The organism is Pyxidicoccus sp. M6, assembly GCF_055568925.1.
Genome location: NZ_CM145714.1, coordinates 9,705,704 through 9,722,124, shown reverse-complemented (window position 1 = coordinate 9,722,124; position 16,421 = coordinate 9,705,704). Strand labels below are relative to the sequence as shown.

14 protein-coding genes and 1 tRNA gene are annotated in these 16,421 nt (G+C 71.1%); 8 read left to right on the top strand and 7 right to left on the bottom strand.

Features of this window, described 5'->3' with window-relative positions:
- Positions 1–11: 11 nt before the first annotated feature.
- The 3 genes from ACVTJA_RS38105 to ACVTJA_RS38095 form a co-directional block, all read right to left on the bottom strand.
- Positions 12–1,874, bottom strand: a complete 1,863-nt coding sequence (locus ACVTJA_RS38105; protein ID WP_465827615.1) for an Hsp70 family protein — start codon at positions 1,872–1,874, stop codon at positions 12–14.
- A gap of 61 nt (positions 1,875–1,935) precedes the next feature.
- Positions 1,936–2,562 carry a DUF2760 domain-containing protein gene (locus tag ACVTJA_RS38100; protein ID WP_465827612.1) on the bottom strand — a complete coding sequence of 209 codons (627 nt, stop codon included), beginning with the start codon at positions 2,560–2,562 and terminating at the stop codon, positions 1,936–1,938.
- A gap of 106 nt (positions 2,563–2,668) precedes the next feature.
- Positions 2,669–2,744 (bottom strand) — tRNA-Ala (locus ACVTJA_RS38095).
- Between the two features lie 203 nt (positions 2,745–2,947).
- Here ACVTJA_RS38095 and ACVTJA_RS38090 point away from each other — a divergent pair.
- The 7 genes from ACVTJA_RS38090 (at position 2,948) to ACVTJA_RS38060 (ending at position 12,617) form a co-directional block, all read left to right on the top strand.
- Positions 2,948–5,338 carry a tetratricopeptide repeat protein gene (locus ACVTJA_RS38090; RefSeq protein ID WP_465827608.1) on the top strand — a complete coding sequence of 797 codons (2,391 nt, stop codon included), beginning with the start codon at positions 2,948–2,950 and terminating at the stop codon, positions 5,336–5,338.
- Between the two features lie 323 nt (positions 5,339–5,661).
- Complete coding sequence (cyoE, locus tag ACVTJA_RS38085; protein WP_465827604.1) at positions 5,662–6,546, top strand: heme o synthase; 885 nt, start codon at positions 5,662–5,664, stop codon at positions 6,544–6,546.
- 28 nt (positions 6,547–6,574) lie between these two features.
- On the top strand, positions 6,575–7,564 hold the full coding sequence (locus tag ACVTJA_RS38080; protein ID WP_465827601.1) for an ABC transporter ATP-binding protein: 990 nt from the start codon (positions 6,575–6,577) through the stop codon (positions 7,562–7,564).
- A complete protein-coding gene (locus tag ACVTJA_RS38075) occupies positions 7,561–8,442 on the top strand; it encodes an ABC transporter permease (RefSeq protein WP_465827598.1) in 882 nt (293 codons plus the stop codon). Before ACVTJA_RS38080 ends, ACVTJA_RS38075 begins: the two co-directional genes overlap by 4 nt.
- 86 nt (positions 8,443–8,528) lie before the next feature.
- On the top strand, positions 8,529–9,389 hold the full coding sequence (locus ACVTJA_RS38070) for a carboxypeptidase regulatory-like domain-containing protein (RefSeq protein WP_465827596.1): 861 nt from the start codon (positions 8,529–8,531) through the stop codon (positions 9,387–9,389).
- Positions 9,390–9,402: 13 nt separating this feature from the next.
- Positions 9,403–10,890: a lipase maturation factor family protein gene (locus tag ACVTJA_RS38065; protein ID WP_465827594.1), complete on the top strand. Its 1,488-nt coding sequence runs from the start codon at positions 9,403–9,405 to the stop codon at positions 10,888–10,890.
- Between the two features lie 167 nt (positions 10,891–11,057).
- A complete protein-coding gene (locus ACVTJA_RS38060) occupies positions 11,058–12,617 on the top strand; it encodes a hypothetical protein (protein ID WP_465827593.1) in 1,560 nt (519 codons plus the stop codon).
- 18 nt (positions 12,618–12,635) lie between these two features.
- Here ACVTJA_RS38060 and ACVTJA_RS38055 read toward each other — a convergent pair whose 3' ends face one another.
- The 4 genes from ACVTJA_RS38055 to ACVTJA_RS38040 form a co-directional block, all read right to left on the bottom strand.
- Positions 12,636–14,066, bottom strand: coding sequence for a sensor histidine kinase (locus ACVTJA_RS38055; RefSeq protein ID WP_465827591.1), 1,431 nt, complete (start codon positions 14,064–14,066; stop codon positions 12,636–12,638).
- Positions 14,067–14,191: 125 nt separating this feature from the next.
- Positions 14,192–14,872 carry a response regulator transcription factor gene (locus ACVTJA_RS38050; protein ID WP_465827589.1) on the bottom strand — a complete coding sequence of 227 codons (681 nt, stop codon included), beginning with the start codon at positions 14,870–14,872 and terminating at the stop codon, positions 14,192–14,194.
- A 15-nt stretch (positions 14,873–14,887) separates the two neighbouring features.
- Complete coding sequence (locus ACVTJA_RS38045; protein ID WP_465827587.1) at positions 14,888–15,151, bottom strand: hypothetical protein; 264 nt, start codon at positions 15,149–15,151, stop codon at positions 14,888–14,890.
- Between the two features lie 57 nt (positions 15,152–15,208).
- Positions 15,209–15,721, bottom strand: a complete 513-nt coding sequence (locus tag ACVTJA_RS38040) for a periplasmic heavy metal sensor (RefSeq protein ID WP_465827585.1) — start codon at positions 15,719–15,721, stop codon at positions 15,209–15,211.
- Positions 15,722–16,077: 356 nt separating this feature from the next.
- Here ACVTJA_RS38040 and ACVTJA_RS38035 point away from each other — a divergent pair, with 356 nt between their 5' ends.
- Complete coding sequence (locus tag ACVTJA_RS38035; RefSeq protein WP_465827584.1) at positions 16,078–16,284, top strand: cold-shock protein; 207 nt, start codon at positions 16,078–16,080, stop codon at positions 16,282–16,284.
- The last annotated feature ends 137 nt before the right edge of the window (positions 16,285–16,421 follow it).

Sequence of the window (16,421 nt, the reverse complement as noted above, 5' to 3'; positions counted from 1 at the left end):
CGGTCGGCTTTCTACTCCTTCATGCGGACGTTGAGCTCCAGCTTCCAGCGCCCGGGGCCGCCCTTTTCCAGGCAGCGCAGCTCCAGCGTGCCCACCTCCGTCACCGCGGCCTGGAGGTTGACGGGCGTCAAATCCCCGAAGGCGGACGGCTGGCCGGGCATGGTGGTCTCAATCGGCGCCAGCTCTTCGAGCGCGTCGCTGGCCAGCTCGTTGTCCACGTCCTCCAGCATGTCGCCCACCTTGTCGTCGCGGCGGACGGACGAGGAGAAGAAGCGGAAGCTGGTGGGCTCGCCGGTGACGAGGCCGAACTCCTGCGGCGGCACGTCCGCCTGCGTGCCTTCCTCCATGCCGAAGGGGGCCACGCACAGCGCCTTCACGGGCGGCTCCATGCCGGGCACGGCGGGCATCGCCGTCTCCACGCCCACGTAGTAGGCGCGGGCGGTGCCGCCGCGGATGCGCAGGCCGTGGCCCTGGCGCACCCAGCCGTAGTACGCGGCGCCGCGCGCCACGGCGAGGTCCAGGTCCGCGCCCTCCAGCTCCTTGGCCGGCTGGCCGCCATCGGCCTCGAGCCACGCGTTGAGCACCTCCATGACGCGCGCCTTCAGCGGGCCGGCCTTGAAGACGCCGCCGTTGAAGAGCACCGAGGTGGGGTGGAGGAAGGACTTGCCGCTCACGTCCACCGGCGCGTCGGGGCTGGCCGCGAGCGCCTGCGCCTGCCGGGTGAGGAACGCCGCCAGGTGGCGCGACACGCCCGGGTCCTGAGCGTAGGGCAGCGCCATCTGCGCGAGGCCCGTGCGGCGCGCGGTGCGCGGCAGCTCCGTGACGGGCGTCACCGGGAAGAAGCCGTCGGTGAGGACGCGGTCCAGCTCCTCGCGCGTCAGCTCCGTGCGCAGCGTGCCGCCGATGAGCGACGAGCCGCGGCCGGGGATGGAGATGGGCGCCTTCTCCATGGAGGGGTCGCCGTACAGCGCCTCCTTCGCGTGGCGGCAGCCGTAGGTGAGGGCGTTGAACTGCCACGCGTCCAGCTTCTTGCCGTCCGCCGCGAGGCGCTGGTTGAGCGTGTGCGCCAGCGCCAGGTCCATGTTGTCGCCGCCGAGCAGGATGTGGTCGCCCACCGCCACGCGCAGCAGCTCCAAATCACCCTCGCGGTCCTTCACGGTGATGACGGAGAAGTCCGAGGTGCCGCCGCCCACGTCCACCACGAGGATGACCTCGCCGGGCTGCACCTGCTTGCGGAAGTTCTCCCCCATGGCCTCCAGCCACGCGTAGAGCGCGGCCTGGGGCTCCTCCAGCAGGGTGACGTGCTCGAGCCCCGCGGCCTTGGCGGCCTCCAGCGTCAAATCCCGCGCCGCCGCGTCGAAGGAGGCGGGGACGGTGACGATGACGTCCTGCTCGGCCAGCTTGTTGCCGTGCTCCTCCTTCGCGCGGGCGAAGGTGGAGTCCCAGGCCTCCCGCAGGTGACGGAGGTAGCGCGCGGACGCGTCCACCGGGGACACGCGCTGGACTTCTTCCGGGGCCTGCCAGGGCAGGAGCGCCGCGCGCCGGTCCACGCCCGGGTGCGACAGCCAGCTCTTGGCGGAGGACACGAGGCGCGTGGGCACCTTGGCGCCGTGAGTGCGAGCGAACTCGCCAAGAATCGTGCTGGTCTCCGGGTTCCACGGCAGGCCGAGGCTCTTGGCGGGGAACTCCTGCGGGGAGGGCAGGTAGAGGAAGGAGGGCAGCAGCGTGCGCGGCTCCACGGTGCCGGGCGCGGTGAGCTGGGGGATGGGCAGCATGGACTGCGCGCGGCCCCGCGGCTTGCCCTCTTCGAGGTTGAAGTAGGACACCGCGGAGTGCGTGGTGCCGAGGTCGATGCCGATGGAATAGCGGGCCATATCGGACTGGAACTCCTTCAATGCTCCCTTTTGTTCGCTCAGCGGGACGGCGGCGCGGCGCTCAGGCGAGCTCGACTTCCGCGGGCGCCAGCACGCGCGGGTCCATGGCCGGGCTCACGGAGGGGAACTTCACCTCCGTCGTCACCCAGCCGTGGTGGCGCAGCGTCCCGTTATAAGGAGGCTGACCCGCCACGTTGCCGGTGAGGCGCGTGCGCTGGGCGTCGAAGCCGGGGGGCACCGTCACGCGGTCCCCCTCCGACTGCGGCAGCACCGGCTGCAGGGTGAGGTACTGGTTCACCACCTTGCGGCAGCCCTCATGGACGATGCGCGCGGCGGCGCCCACCTCTGCGTCCGAGAAGGCGGCCACGTTCTCCTGGAGGAAGTCCACGAAGCGACCCTCGCGCTGGAGCATGCCCAACAAGGAGAGGGCGCTGGCGTGCTCGCGCTCCGGAGGCAGGGCGGGGGGCGGCTCGGGGGCCTTCACCACCACCACCGGCTTCGGCGGCTCCTTCTCCTTCTGGGGAGCGGTCCCCCCGGCGGGAAGCTGGGCGAGCTGGCCCGCATCGTAGGCCCGGCTGGTCGGCAGCACGGCCTGGGCGAACTCGCGGGACACGAGGCAGCGCCAGAAGCACAGCCAGGCGAGCCAGAGGCGGGCGAAGAACGACAGGGAGGCGGACGGGTCGGTCATCGACTCCGGATAACAAAGCCCGCCTGCTTTGCAATTCAGCAATTGAGGGGATGTGCCCCAAATGCAAAGGGCCTCACGGTTTCCCGTGAGGCCCTTCGTCACTTCATGGTGGAGGTGGACGGGATCGAACCGACGACCTTCGCATTGCGAACGCGACGCTCTCCCAACTGAGCTACACCCCCACAACTGGACTGCTGACTGCTCGGCTGCTGCGCCTCGGCGGTTTGGGGCCGCCGAAGTGGGTTGGGCTAGTACCGGACCCCTTTCATGCTGTCAAGCGCAAGCCGCAGCCAATAATTCCTGCGATTGACGTGCCGCGCACCGGGTGCCATAAAAACCCCTCGTTTCAGGCGTATCCTTCCCGCCCGTTTCACCTCCCCCGGTAATGTCTATCTCCCCCTCAAAGACGTTGAGCCCGGCCGAGCTCGCGAAGTTGGAGCACGCCTTCGCTTCCGACCCCTCGTCCGCCGCCTACAAGCCCCTCGCCGAGGCGTACCTGAGCATGGGTCGCTTCATGGAGGCGATGGTCGTCTGCAAGAAGGGAGTGAAGGCGCATCCCAACGCAGCGGACCCGCGCCTGCTCCTGGCTCGTGTCTACGCAGAGCAGGGCAAGGACAAGAAGGCGCTGGAAGAGGTGCTCGGCGCGCTCCAGGTCCAGCCGGAGGACAAGGCCGCGCTGCGCATGGCCGGCGCGCTCCAGCTGAAGACGGGCGAGACGGAGCCCGGCAAGGCCAACCTCCTCAAGGCCTACACCGCGGACCCGGGTGACCCGGATACCGTCACGCTGCTCCAGCAGCACAAGATCGACCTTCCCAAGCCCGAGGCGCCCGCGCCGCCGGTGCTGACGCCGGTGGCCGCGCAGGCTCCGTCCGCCACCCAGCAGTCCGCCGCCGCCATCGCGAGCGCCGCGGCGGCGACGGGTGCCGCTCAGCCGGCGTCCGCCGCGCCCGCATCCACTGCCACGGCGAAGGCCACTCCGGCCGCCGTCCCGCAGCAGCGGCCCGCCGGTGGCACCAATCAGGCCCGCGCGGAATCGCCGGTGGCCCGTCCGCAGCCGCGCCGCGCGCCGGTGGTGGTGGAAGAGGTGGAGGAGGACGACGACGACGAGGCCCCGTCCTCGCGCCGCCGTCCGGCCGCGGGTGGCCGTGGCGGGAAGATGGTGGCGCTGGCGCTGCTGGTGGCCATTCCCCTGTTCGCCATCGGCTACGGCTGGCACCTGGGGCACAAGAAGGACCGGGCCCGCGAGCTGAAGAAGACGCTCGACGTGGCCACCGAGCAGCTCAAGCACGACTCGTTCGACAGCTACAAGAAGGCGTGTGAGGCGGCGGACAAGGCGCTGGAGGTGGACTCCGAGTCCACCGTGGCGCACGGCTACCTCGCCTACGCGTACGCCATCCGCTGGGGTGAGCACGGCGGCGGTGACGACGCGCGCCGCAAGGCCGAGGAGCACCTGGCCGCGGGCAAGCAGGGCAAGGACGTCAGCTCGCACCTCATCGCCGCCGATGCCCTCGTCCAGACCTATGGAGGCAAGGGCAAGGAGGCGCTGGGCAAGCTCGAGGAGACGGTGAAGGCGTACGACGCCCAGGGCCGCTCCAGCTCGCTGCTGTACCTGACGCAGGGCCTCATCCAGATGAACGCGGGCGACCTCGAGCGCGCCCGTGACAGCCTGGAGCGCGCGCAGGTGCTGTCGCCGGACGACCCGCGCATCTACGCCGGGTTGGGCGCCGTGTACCGCCGCCTGGGCCAGGACAACACCGCCTGGAAGAACTACGACTTCGCCCTCCGGTACGAGAAGGACCACCCGGAGTCGCTGCTGGGCCGCTCGCTGCTGATGCTGGAGCAGGACTCGCCCAACTACGGGCTGGTGGCTTCCATGCTGAAGAAGCTCCTGGAGTCGGACCCGCCGCCGTCGCCGCGCCAGCTGGCCGCCGCGCACCTGGCCCGCTCGCTGCTCGTCAGCCGCGTGTCCGCGGAGATGGCGGAGCTGAAGCCGGACGTGCAGCAGAAGCTGGCGGACGCCACCGGCGTGCCGCTCGACAAGGACAAGGCGCGCCAGGAGATGGTCAAGAGCGAGGAGACCGGCTTCGCGCTCGACAAGCAGAACCCGGAGCTGCACCTCATCAAGGGCCGCCGCCTGCTGGCGGAGAGCAACTTCGACGCGGCCGCCGAGGAGATTCGCAAGGCCATCAAGGTGGACGGCTCGCGCGCCCAGTTCTACGTCGAGCTGGCCAAGGCCCTCATGGGCAAGCAGGGCGGCGAGAAGGAAGCCTCCGAGGCCCTCCAGACGGCCCTCAAGACGATGGGCGACAGCCCCAAGCTCGTCGTGATGCTGGGCAACGCCTACCGCCGCCAGGGCAAGCTGGACGAGGCGCTGACGCAGTACCAGCGCGCGGTGAAGGACCCCAAGGCGAAGAATCCGGAGGCGCGGCTCGCCATGGGCGCCATCTACCGCGAGCGCTCGGACTGGGCGAAGGCGCAGGAGCAGCTCGAGAAGGCGAGCCAGGAGTTCGTCGGCCAGTCGGACCGCGCGGCCATGGCCCTCACCGAGCTGGCCCGCGTCTACCAGGGCAAGGGCGACGCGGCGAAGGCGGACGAGACGTACCAGCGCGCCCTCAACGCGGACGAGGGCTACACGCCGGCCTACTACTTCTACGCCACCCTGCTGTCGAAGGACGCCAAGCAGGGCGCCAAGGCGAAGATGCTGGCCCAGGAGTACCTGAAGCGCGAGCCGAGCGGCGAGCACGCCAACGCCGCCCGCGCGCTGGCCGGGAGCTGAGCGCCGGCCAGGCATTCATGGCCCGGACGTGACAAGCGGGGCTGATGCGCGCGGGCAGTAGAACGCGCGGTCAGCCCCGTTGCCGTGATTGAAGGTCCCTCCGGTGGGCGGTATGCCCCGGACGTTTGACTTCTCCCGCACTCCTACAGGACGTGAGGACGGGGCCCTCGGGCCTCTCGTGGCGGTGGGGATGCCCGGCGGGCGGCCGTCCGTCACCGGCATCTGCCGGCGCCGTGTCCTTGCCCACCCCCCATGGGTGCCTGTATGGGAGGGCCCTTCCCGCGCCGGCAGTCCGCCTGTCGTGCCTTGCCTTCGGAGTCTGAGTGAGCGCGCGTGCCGAGTCCATGTCGACCATCGCGTCCGACCTGATCTCCCTGACGAAGCCGCGGCTCTCCAGCCTCGTGCTCATCACCACGGCGGGCGGCATGTTCCTGGCGCCCGGCCCGCTGAGCACGGTGCGCGCGCTGGTGACGCTGCTGGCCACCGCCGGCACGGTGGGCGCGGCCAACGCGCTCAACTGCTACTGGGAGCGGTACAGCGACCAGTTCATGGCGCGCACCCGCAACCGGCCGCTGCCCTCCGGGCGCATGGAGCCGTCGGTGGCGCTGTGGTTCGGCGTCTCCCTGGCGGCGGTGTCCCTGCCGGCGCTGGCGCTGGGCGCCAACCTCCTCACCGCGGGCCTGGGCCTGCTGGCGCTGCTCAGCTACGTGCTGGGCTACACGCCGCTGAAGCCGCGCACCTCCGCCGCCATGCTGGTGGGCGCGCTGCCCGGCGCGCTGCCCCCGCTGATGGGGTGGACGGCGGTGACGAACGTGTTGGACGCGGGCGGCTTCGCCCTCTTCGCCATCCTCTTCCTGTGGCAGATGCCGCACTTCATCGCGATTGCCCTCTTCCGCAAGGAGGAGTACGCGGCCGCGGGCCTCAAGTCCGTGCCGCTGGAGCGCGGCGACGAGTCCAGCCGCGCGCAGATTGTGCTGTACCTCGTCGCGCTGGTGCCGATGACGCTCCTGCCCTTCCAGCTCCACATCGCGGGCTCGTGGTACCTGGCGGCCGCGGTGGTGCTGGGACTGAGCTTCCTGGGCCTGGGAGCGTGGGGGTTCTTCCGCCGGCTCGGGAAGCCCTGGGCGCGCCAGACGTTCTTCTATTCGCTCATCTACCTCACCGGCCTGTTCGCCGCGATGACGCTGGACCGCATCCCGCGCGGCTAGCGTGACGTAAGTGCCGCGGGGGACGCCCATGCCTGACACCTCGGTCTCCACCCCTCCGGCTCCACTGCTCCAGATTGAGGGCCTCACGCGCCGCTTCAAGGGCCGCGTCGCCGTGGACGGCCTGAGCCTGTCCGTGCGCCCGGGCGAAATCCTGGGCCTGCTGGGGCCCAACGGCGCGGGCAAGTCCACCACGTTCCAGGTGCTGGCGGGGCTGCTGGCCCCGGACGCGGGGGAGGTGCGCTTCGCCGGGAAGGTGCTGGCGCTGAGCGACCCGTCGCTGCGCCGGCGGATGGGCATCATCTTCCAGCGCAGCAGCCTGGATGACCTGCTCACCGCGAGGGAGAACCTGATGCTCGGCGCCCGGCTGTACGGCGTGGGCGGCGAGCGGGCGAAAGAGCGCGTGGAGTCCATGCTGGCGCTCATCGGCCTGCAGGACCGGGGCGACGAGAAGGTGGGCACGTGGTCCGGCGGCATGCGCCGCAGGCTGGAGCTGGCACGGGCGCTGGTGCACCAGCCGCGCGTGGTGCTGATGGACGAGCCCACACAGGGCCTGGACGAGGCGGCCTTCCGCACCTTCTGGGCGCACCTGAAGCGGCTGCGCGACAGCGAGGGCGTCACGGTGCTGCTCACCACGCACCGCGCGGACGAGGCCGACGTGTGCGACAGGCTCGCGGTGCTGGACGCGGGGAAGCTGGTGGCGTGCGACACGCCGACGGCGCTGGCCTCGCGCATGGGCGGCGACATCCTCACGCTGGAGGCGGCGGACCCGGAGGCGCTGGCGCGCGAGGTGCGCGAGCGGCTGGGGCTGGACGCGAAGGTGGTGGAGGGGCGGGTGCAGGTGGAGGCGGCGCAGGGCCATGCGCTGGTGCCTCGGTTGGTGGAGGCCTTCCCGGCCGGACGGCTGACCTCCGTGTCGCTGCGCCGGCCCACGCTGGCGGACGTGTTCCTCCAGCTCACGGGGCGCGCGCTGGGGGCGGACAGGCCCTCCGCCGAGCCCGCGCCGAGGAGTCGCCGATGAGTGCCGACGTTTCCGCCGCCCGTCCGACCGTGGAGGACCCCGTCTCCGCGCCGCGGCCTGGCGAGGCGCATCTGCCGGCCCCACATGCGCCGGGCTCGCTCGCGCTGCAGTGGGCCACGGTGCGCGTGCTGCTGGTGCGCGACGTGGTGCGCTTCTTCCGTCAGCCCAGCCGCGTGGTGGGCGCGCTGGCGCAGCCCATCCTCTTCTGGTTCGTCATCGGCTCCGGCTTCGCGGGCTCGTTCCGCGTGGAGGGCGCGCAGGGGCTGGGCTACCAGCAGTTCTTCTTCCCGGGCGTCGTCACCATGGTGCTGCTGTTCAGCGCCATCTTCGCGACGATTACCGTCATCGAGGACCGGCGCGAAGGCTTCCTCCAGGCGGTGCTCGCCGGGCCCGGCTCGCGGCTGGCGGTGGTGCTGGGCAAGGCGCTGGGCTCGTCGGCCATCGCGCTGATGCAGGCGTCGCTGTTCCTGCTGCTGGCCCCGCTGGCGGGCGTCACCGCGGCCACCGTGAACCTGCCGCTGCTGTTCAGCGTGATGGTGCTGTCGGCACTGGCGCTCACCGGCATGGGCATGTCGCTGGCGTGGTGGGTGCGCTCCAGCGCGGGGTACCACGCGGTGATGAGCATCGTGCTGCTGCCCATGTGGGTGCTGTCCGGGGCGATGTTCCCGCTCAAGGGCGCGGGCTCGTGGCTGGCGTGGGTGATGCGCGTCAACCCCATGCGCTTCTCCGTGGAGGGCGTGCGGCGCGCGCTGTACGGCGTGGAGGCGTCCGTGGCGGTGGGGCCCTCGTCCGTGGTGGGGCTGGAGGTGCCGGTGCTGCTGGCCTTCGCCACCGTGTTCCTCGGCCTGGCGGCCTTCAGCGTCAGCCGGCGCGAGTAGCCGGGCGCGTGAGGCTTGGACTTGCGAGGCCTCCTCGCAGTACGACGGGGCCACGGATGAACCCGTTTTCCCGAGGAGACTTCACGATGACGCTGCGCACGCTGGGTCTGACGCTGCTGGGCACCGCGGGCCTGCTGGCCCTTCCCGCTTGCAAGGAGGAGGCGCCCGCTGCTCCGGCCGCCGCTCCGGCTCCCACTGCGCCGGCTCCCGCCGCGGCCGAGCCGAAGGCTCACGCGGCCACGCCCATCCAGGAGCCCGGCGCCCAGGGGGCCCCGGCCGCCGCCGTCCCGGTGGTCCCCGCGGGCAAGGGCGTGGTGCGTGGCACGGTGACGTTCGCCGGCACGGCGCCCGCCGCGCCCGACGTCCCGCCGAGCAATGACCCCGCCTGCGAGGGCATGTCCACGAAGGACACCTCGATGCTGGTGAAGGACGGCAAGCTGGCGAACGTGCTGGTGCGCGTGAAGGGCAACGTGCCGGGTGCGCCGCCCGCGCCGACGACGCCGGTGCTGGTGGACCAGTCGAAGTGCACCTACGTGCCGCGCGTGCAGGGCGTGGTGACGGGCCAGCCGGTGGCCTTCAAGAACAGCGACGGGACGCTGCACAACGTGCGCGGCCTCATCGGCACGAAGGCCGCCTTCAACGTGGCGCAGCCGCCCTCGGGCGCGCCGGTGCAGAAGACGCTGCCCGCCGACGCGGAGGTGCTGAAGCTCAAGTGCGACGTGCACCCGTGGATGACGGCCTTCGTGGTGACGAACCCGAATCCGTACTTCGCCACCACGAGCGAGGACGGCACCTTCAGCCTCCAGGGCCTGCCCGCCGGCACGTACACGGTGGAGGCCTGGCACGAGTCGCTCGGCACGAAGACGGCCGAAGTCACCGTGAAGGACGACGCGCCGGCCGAGGTCTCCTTCGCCTTCTCCGCGACGGACGCGTCCGCGAAGAAGTGAGCATGTTGAAGGCATGACGGCACACGGGCTCGCGCGGGTGCGGTGGTGGTACCTGCGTGGGCTCGGGCTCGTCTTCTGTCTCGCGTTCGTCTCGCTGCTCCCGCAGGTGCCCGAGTTGCTCGGGCCACAGGGGCTGAATCCCGCCGCCGCGTGGCTCGACTGGGCGCGTGAGTCGCTGGGCGGCGTGGAGCGCGTCCTGCGTCTGCCCACGCTGCTGTGGCTCACGGGGGCGGACACTGGAGCCCTGCGGGCCGTGTGCATCGCGGGCCTCCTGTGCGGCGGCTTGCTGTTGCTGAACGTGGCGCCGCGCTACTCGCTCATGGGAGCGTGGGCCGCGTCCCTGTCCATCACCGCCGTGGGCGGTGAGTTCCTCAGCTTCCAGTGGGACGTGCTGCTCTTGGAGACGGCGCTCGTCTCGTTGCCGCTGACGCCCGGGCACCTGTGGCCTTCACGCGTTGCGCACGAGCCGCGCCGTGGGGCGCTGCTCCTCGTCCGCTTCCTGCTGTTCCGGCTGATGGTGATGTCCGGCCTCGTGAAGCTCGCGAGCGGGGACCCGACGTGGCGCGACTTCACCGCGCTCGAGTACCACTACTGGACGCAGCCGCTGCCGAATGCGCTGGCGTACTTCGCGCATCAGTTGCCCTCCGCGCTCCAGCGGGCCAGCGCGGTGGCCATGTTCGTCATCGAGTTGATGGTGCCGTTCCTCCTCTTCGGGCCCCGGCGTGTGAGGCTCGTCGCGGCCGCGCTGCTGGCGCTGCTCCAGGTGGGCATCCTCGCCACGGGGAGCTATGGCTTCTTCAACGTGCTGACGCTGGTGCTGTGCATCGCCGCGCTCGATGACGGCGTGCTGCGCAGGCTGCGCCTCCCGAGGGCCGAGGAGCACGGAGCCGCACCCGCGTCACGGTGGGGCAGGGTGGCCTTCACCGTGTTCGCCGCCGTCTATGCCGTGCTGGCGTTGTCCCAGGACGTGCAGCGCCTCACGCGCTGGAGTCCTCCAGGGCCGGTGTCCGTGGCGCTTGATGCCGTGGGCCCGTTCCGCAGCATCAACACCTACGGCCTCTTCGCGGTCATGACGACGACGCGCGAGGAAATCGTCATCGAGGGCAGCGATGATGGGCGGACGTGGCACGAGTACCTCCTGCGCTGGCGCCCTGGCCCCGTGGACGAGCGGCCCCGCGTGGCCCCGCCGCACATGCCCCGGCTGGACTGGCAGATGTGGTTCGCCTCGCTGTCCACGTGCCGCGACAACCCATGGTTGCTGCGCCTCCAGGACGCGCTGCTGCGAGGCGAGCCGCAGGTACGCGAGTTCTTCCGTGACGGCACGTTGCCGGACACGCCTCCGCGCTTCGTGCGCACGGTCCGCTACGACTACCGCTTCACGGACTTCGCCACCTGGCGCGCCACGGGCGCGTGGTGGACGCGCCGCGAGCTGGGGCCCTACTGCCCGCCGCTCACGCTGGAGGGCGGCCAGCTCCAGCGGGTGGACGTTCCCTCGCGATAGCGCGGCACGCGCGTTCTTCCAGCCGCAACTGTGTCCCGGTGGCCTCGCTCCGTGACGCCCGAGCCGGCTCTCGGTCTGGCATCCAACCTGCAATCCCGTGGCGAGAGCGCGGCGGCATGCTCGACAACACACGGGATGAAGCGATGCGAAGCGTTTGGACGTGCGGGATGAAGTGGCGTGGAGCGTTGATGCTGGCGGCGCTGGCCCTGTGGCCAGGTCCGCGGGCCAACGCGCAGGCCGCGGGGGCCGACCCGAGACTCGCGACCGGGTTCGGCGAACGCCTGGTCGAGGGCCCTCTGCCGGAGGGCCAATCCCTGTCGGCGCACCGCATTGCCTGCGAGGGGCAGTTCTGCCTGTGGGCGGTCTCCGAGGACCTCGGCCCCTGCGCGATTGGCATTTGCGTCCCCACGTTCCTGACGACGTCGGACCGCGAGGGCCATGCGCTGCACTCATTCTGGGATGTGGGCGGGTACGACTTGCGGTGGGTGAAGTTCCTCGGTCCCCACCAGGTCGAGCTCGTCAAGGTGGAGACTCCAGATGAAACTGGCGGGGCCTACCCCACTGGGATGGATGGCACCTCTGTCATGCGTACGGTGCTGAAGCTGTCGCGGGACGGCAGGAAGCTCGAGCTCGACGCCGCTGCATCCCGTCCTCCCTCGTCGATGCTGAAGCGCTTCAAGCCCGCACCGACGCGCAAGCCGAAGCCCGCAACCCATCCTCCGGTGAGCGAGGCCGTGCTCGCCAGGGCTCCGGAGCTCTGCCGTGTCGATGACGAGACCATGGAGCCGCTCGTGGCCCGGCACCATGAATGTCGTGAGGGCACGTGCGTGCTCATCCTCACCCAGGTGGAGTCGGACGACCGCATGCTCGAGGACGACGCCAACACGTTCTGCGGGGGCGTATGCCTCCTGCTGGTGAAAGGGCAGGAGGTGCGCAGGCCTCCCGTCGGAGCTGACGCGAGCTGCATTCAGGCCACGCCGACTGCCTACGTGTTCTCCGGGCCCTTTGGAGTTCGAGGTGCCGACCAGGTCTCCGACGCGATGTCCAGGGACAGGCCCGGCTACACGTACTTCACCGAGGTCGGTGTCCATGTGGATGGCGCCAGGCCCTATCCCATTCGCGAGGCGAAGACCCTGGATGCGGCGAGAGCCATCGCGCCCATGGTGCACGCATACACCCTGGTGCATGTCGACTGGGGACTCGCGCATTGGAAGGGAGCCGAGGACCTGGCCCTCGCGTGGCAGTTGATGCGAGTCGGCGACACGCTGCGGCTCCATGCCGAGGTGGATGACGACGTGGTCGTCCCATTCCGCGCGGGCACCGGGACGGGAGTCCACTCGGACCATCTGGAGCTCACCGCGTGGAATCCCAACCTGCCGTCGTCCGAGCAGGGGAGGCCCATGCTGCGCAAGCTGGGCGTGCTGCTCGCGGAGAAGGGGCAGGTCCAGGTCCGTCAATGGCAGGGCGGGGGCGACGCGGACTACGCGCCCGCGAGCGGGACGTGGCGCCGGAAGGGCGGGGGCTACATCGTGGACGTCACGCTGCCGCTCGACGTCTTCCATGAAATGGAGCCGCTCATGCGGGTGCCGATGTCGGTGCAGGTCTCGGATGCGGACGCGCGCGCCCAGCAGGAGACACTCATGGGCCACGAGGCGGAGCTCGACTTCTGGACCGAGTACCCGCCGAGCCTCGATGAGTATCGGCGGCACACCGGTGAGGCGGGTTGAGGCGTCTTCCGCCCGGCTTCAGGCCACGGCGCCCGAGGAGGGCGCACCGGCACCCGGTGGACCCGCCTTGCGCACCGTGAAGCCCACCCGCGCACCGCCGCCAGCGCGATTCTCCGCGAACGCATCACCGCCGTGCGCGCGCGCAATCCGCTGCACCAGCGCGAGCCCCAGTCCCAGCGAGCCGGCCTCGCGCGCCTCGCCGCCCCGGTCCTTCCGGTAGAAGGGCTGGAAGATGCGCACCTCCTCGCCGGGCTGGAGGCCCTGGCCCCGGTCGTCCACGAAGAAGGCGAGGTGCTCGCCGCGCTCCTGGATGCGCAGTGCCTCCGCGCCCGCGCCGTGCCTGCGCGCGTTCTCCAGCAGGTTGGCCAGCGCACGGCCCAGCAGCGTCGCGTCCCCCTGCAGGCCCACATCCGCCGCCTCCACGTCCAGCGTCTCCACCGGCAACCCCGCGCGCTCCAGTGCCTGCGCCGCGAGCGTGCGCCCGTCCAGCACCCTCGACGTGAGCTGACCGAAGTCCAGCCGCGAGCTCGCCAATAGCTCGCCCACCAGCGCGTCCAGCTCCACCACCTCGCGGTCCACCTGGTCCAGCGTCCTCGGGTTGCCGCCGCCGTCGCGCAGGAGCTCCGTCAAGACGCGCATGCGCGCCAGCGGCGTGCGCAGCTCATGGGACACGGCCGCGAGCAGCTCGCGTTGGTCCGCCACCTGCTTCTCGATTCGCGAGGCCATGTCGTTGAAGGCGACGGCCAGCACCGCGAACTCGCCGGTGGTGTGCGGGAGCACCTCGGCGCGCGCGTCCAGCTTGCCCGAGCCCAGCGCCTCCGTGGCCTTCACCAGCGTGTCCACCGGCTTCGCCAGCCGCCGCGCCAGCTTCCCCGCCGCCATCCACAGCACCGCCCCCGCGAGGAACAGGGGCAGCGCCACACGGACCGGATTGCGGGGACGGAAGGCCGAGTAGCACACGCGCACCACGCCCAGTTGGACGCCGTTGCGTTCCACGGGCACGCTCAGCTCGGAGCGCCGGCATGGCTCGCCCCCGCGCACCAGGAGCGCGTCCGAGGTGTCGCGCAGCTCCACTCCAATATCCAGGTCCGTGGCGACGGAGCGCACCAGCGCATCGCGCCGCGCGGGCTCGTCCCAGACCTCCTCGAAGCGGTGCGCCGCGAAGGTCCGCATCCGGTCGACTTCCTGCTTCCACGTGTTGCCGCCCACCAGGTTCAACACCGTCACCACCACGAGGCCCGTGGCGAGGATGGACAGGCCGAACCAGAGGAAGAGGCGCCGGTGAAGCCGCGCGCGCACGAAGTGCCCCAGCCGGCCCATGCGCCAGTACTGGTGCCGCCAGCGCGCATGCTCCAGCATGTGCCGCCGGTAGTGCATGCGGGCATGCGCCCAGGAGCCCCTCGGGCCCCAGGGGCCGCCCGGGCCCCAGGGGCCGAAGTCACGGCCCATGGACGCGCCTTCGGGGCCAGGAGGCGGTGCTTCGCCCTCGGGCCCGTGCTCGGAATCGTCCTCCGGCGGCCCACAGTCCGGCGGCTCGCAGTCCGGTCCAAACCCCCGATTGCGCCGGCGGCCTCTCATGCGCCCTCTTTGGCGAATACGTAGCCCACGCCGCGCACCGTCTTGATGAGGCGCGTCCCAACGTCACCGAGTTTCTGCCGCAGATGCGAGATGTGCACGTCCACCGTGCGTTCGCCCACCACCGTATCGCTGCGTCCCGCCTCGCCCAGCAGCGCGTCGCGAGGGACGACCCGCCCGGCCCGGCGCACCAGCGCCACCAGCAGGTCGAACTCCAGGCCCGTCAAATCCACCAGCCGGTCCTCCACGCGCACCTCGCGGCCGGCCACGTCGATGGACACGCCGCCCGCCTCCAACCGGTCCGCCACCGCCGACGGCTGCGAGCGCCGCAGCACCGCCCTCAGGCGCGCGAGCAACTCACGCGGGCTGAAGGGCTTGGGCAGGTAGTCATCCGCGCCCAGCTCCAGCCCCACCACGCGGTCCGTCTCGTCGCCCTTCGCGGTGAGCATGATGACGGGGATGCGGCTCTTCGCTCGGATGCGCTTGCACACCTCCAGGCCGTCCATGCCCGGCATCATCACGTCCAGCAGCACCGCGTCGTAGGCGTTGGCCTCCAGCGCCGCGAGGCCGCGCCCTCCGTCGGGCGCATGGGTGACGTTGAGGCCGTTCTGCCCGAGGTACTCCGCGAGCAATTCGTACAACCGGGTGTCGTCATCGATGAGCAGGACGCGCGTGGACATGGACGGCCTCGGACTCTAGCGCGCCCCCTCGCCAGGCGACGGTGGGGCGGTGGGGGCCGGGGCGGCGGCGGGCGGCGCCGGGTCCCAGCGGGGGGCGCGAGACTCCCACGACTCACGAGGGCCTCGCGAGTCCCAGCGACTGTCCCACCGGTCCCCCCAGCGCTCTCCCGAGGCGCCGGCGTGGCAGTGGTGACGGTGACGGGCAACGGCTGCGAAGCCGGAGGCATAGCCTCCGATGGTGCCCAGGGCGAGCAGGACGATGAGCAGGCGGCGGCGCATGGCGTGTTCTCCTTCGAGTGGACGAGGACGTCTGTCTTCCGGTGCGAGCCGCGGGCCTCAGACCATCTGCTCGCCGTGCCCGCGCCACCCGCCGCGCCCGCCGCAGCGGCCATGGCCGCCGAAGCCGCCCCGCCAGCCGTAGCCGTAACCGAAGCCGTGCTCGATGAGGTCCGCCAGCTCGCGGCGCTGGCGCGGATCCAACGCCTCGTGCACCTGCGCGAGCCCGCCCTGCACCGTGCGGCGCACGTTGTCGAGCGCCACGTCGTGACGGGCGAACGTCTCGCGCAGCGCCTCGCCGTCGAAGTGCTCGCCCCGAAGCGCGCGACCGAGGGCGGCGCGGCTCGGGCCCACTTCATCGCGCATCTTCGCGAAGGCCTCCGTCACCTCGTCCACCGCCTTGATGATGACCTTCTCCTGGCCGGGAGACGTGTCCAGGCGCTCGAAGAGCCAGCGCAGCCGGGCGCGGCCCCAGCGCCCTCCGCCGCGGTGGTGGTGATGCCAGTGACGCCCGCCGCGAAGCGTGTAGATGAGTCCCGCGAGGCACGCGGTACCAAAGAGGAATCCGAACATGATGCTGCTCCCCGAAAGGCCGTGCCCGACATGGGCCGGCGCTGTTGACGGGGAGGAAGGTAGAAGGCGGGTATGAAGGGCGCGCCCGAGCCCCGTGAAGAAGTGTGAAGGGGCTGGAGGGCCCGGGGCACGGCCTCCCGGGCTCGGAATGGGGCGCGGCACCCCCCGGGTTTTCCCCAGCGAGCGACACTTCGCTCCCGGAGTGTCTTCCGTCTGACGCCTGCCCGCCCGGCGGGGAGGGGGACGGTGGACATGAGCCTCCAGGGTGGATTGTCGTCTCGGTGTTGGGGCGATGTCCGCTCCGCACGGGCGGCCCGGAAGTCCGGACCGCCGCAAAGCAGAAAGAAGAAGGTCACATGGCAATCGGTACTGTGAAGTGGTTCAACGACGCCAAGGGGTTCGGCTTCATCGCGCAGGACAACGGTGAGGACGTGTTCTGCCACCACACCGCCATCAACATGGATGGCTTCCGCACCCTTCAGGAGGGGCAGAAGGTGGAGTTCGAGGTCACGCGCGGCCCCAAGGGCCTGCAGGCCCAGAACGTCCGCGCGGTCGGCAGCTGACCCGCGGAACGGTCACCTCCTTGGTGGTACTCGAGGCCCGGTCTCCCACGAGGAGGCTGGGCCTTCGTCTTTCCGGCCCCCGGCCCGGCGAGCGGGCGGGCTCGCGGTGTCCACCCGTCGACGCCCGGCCTCCTTCC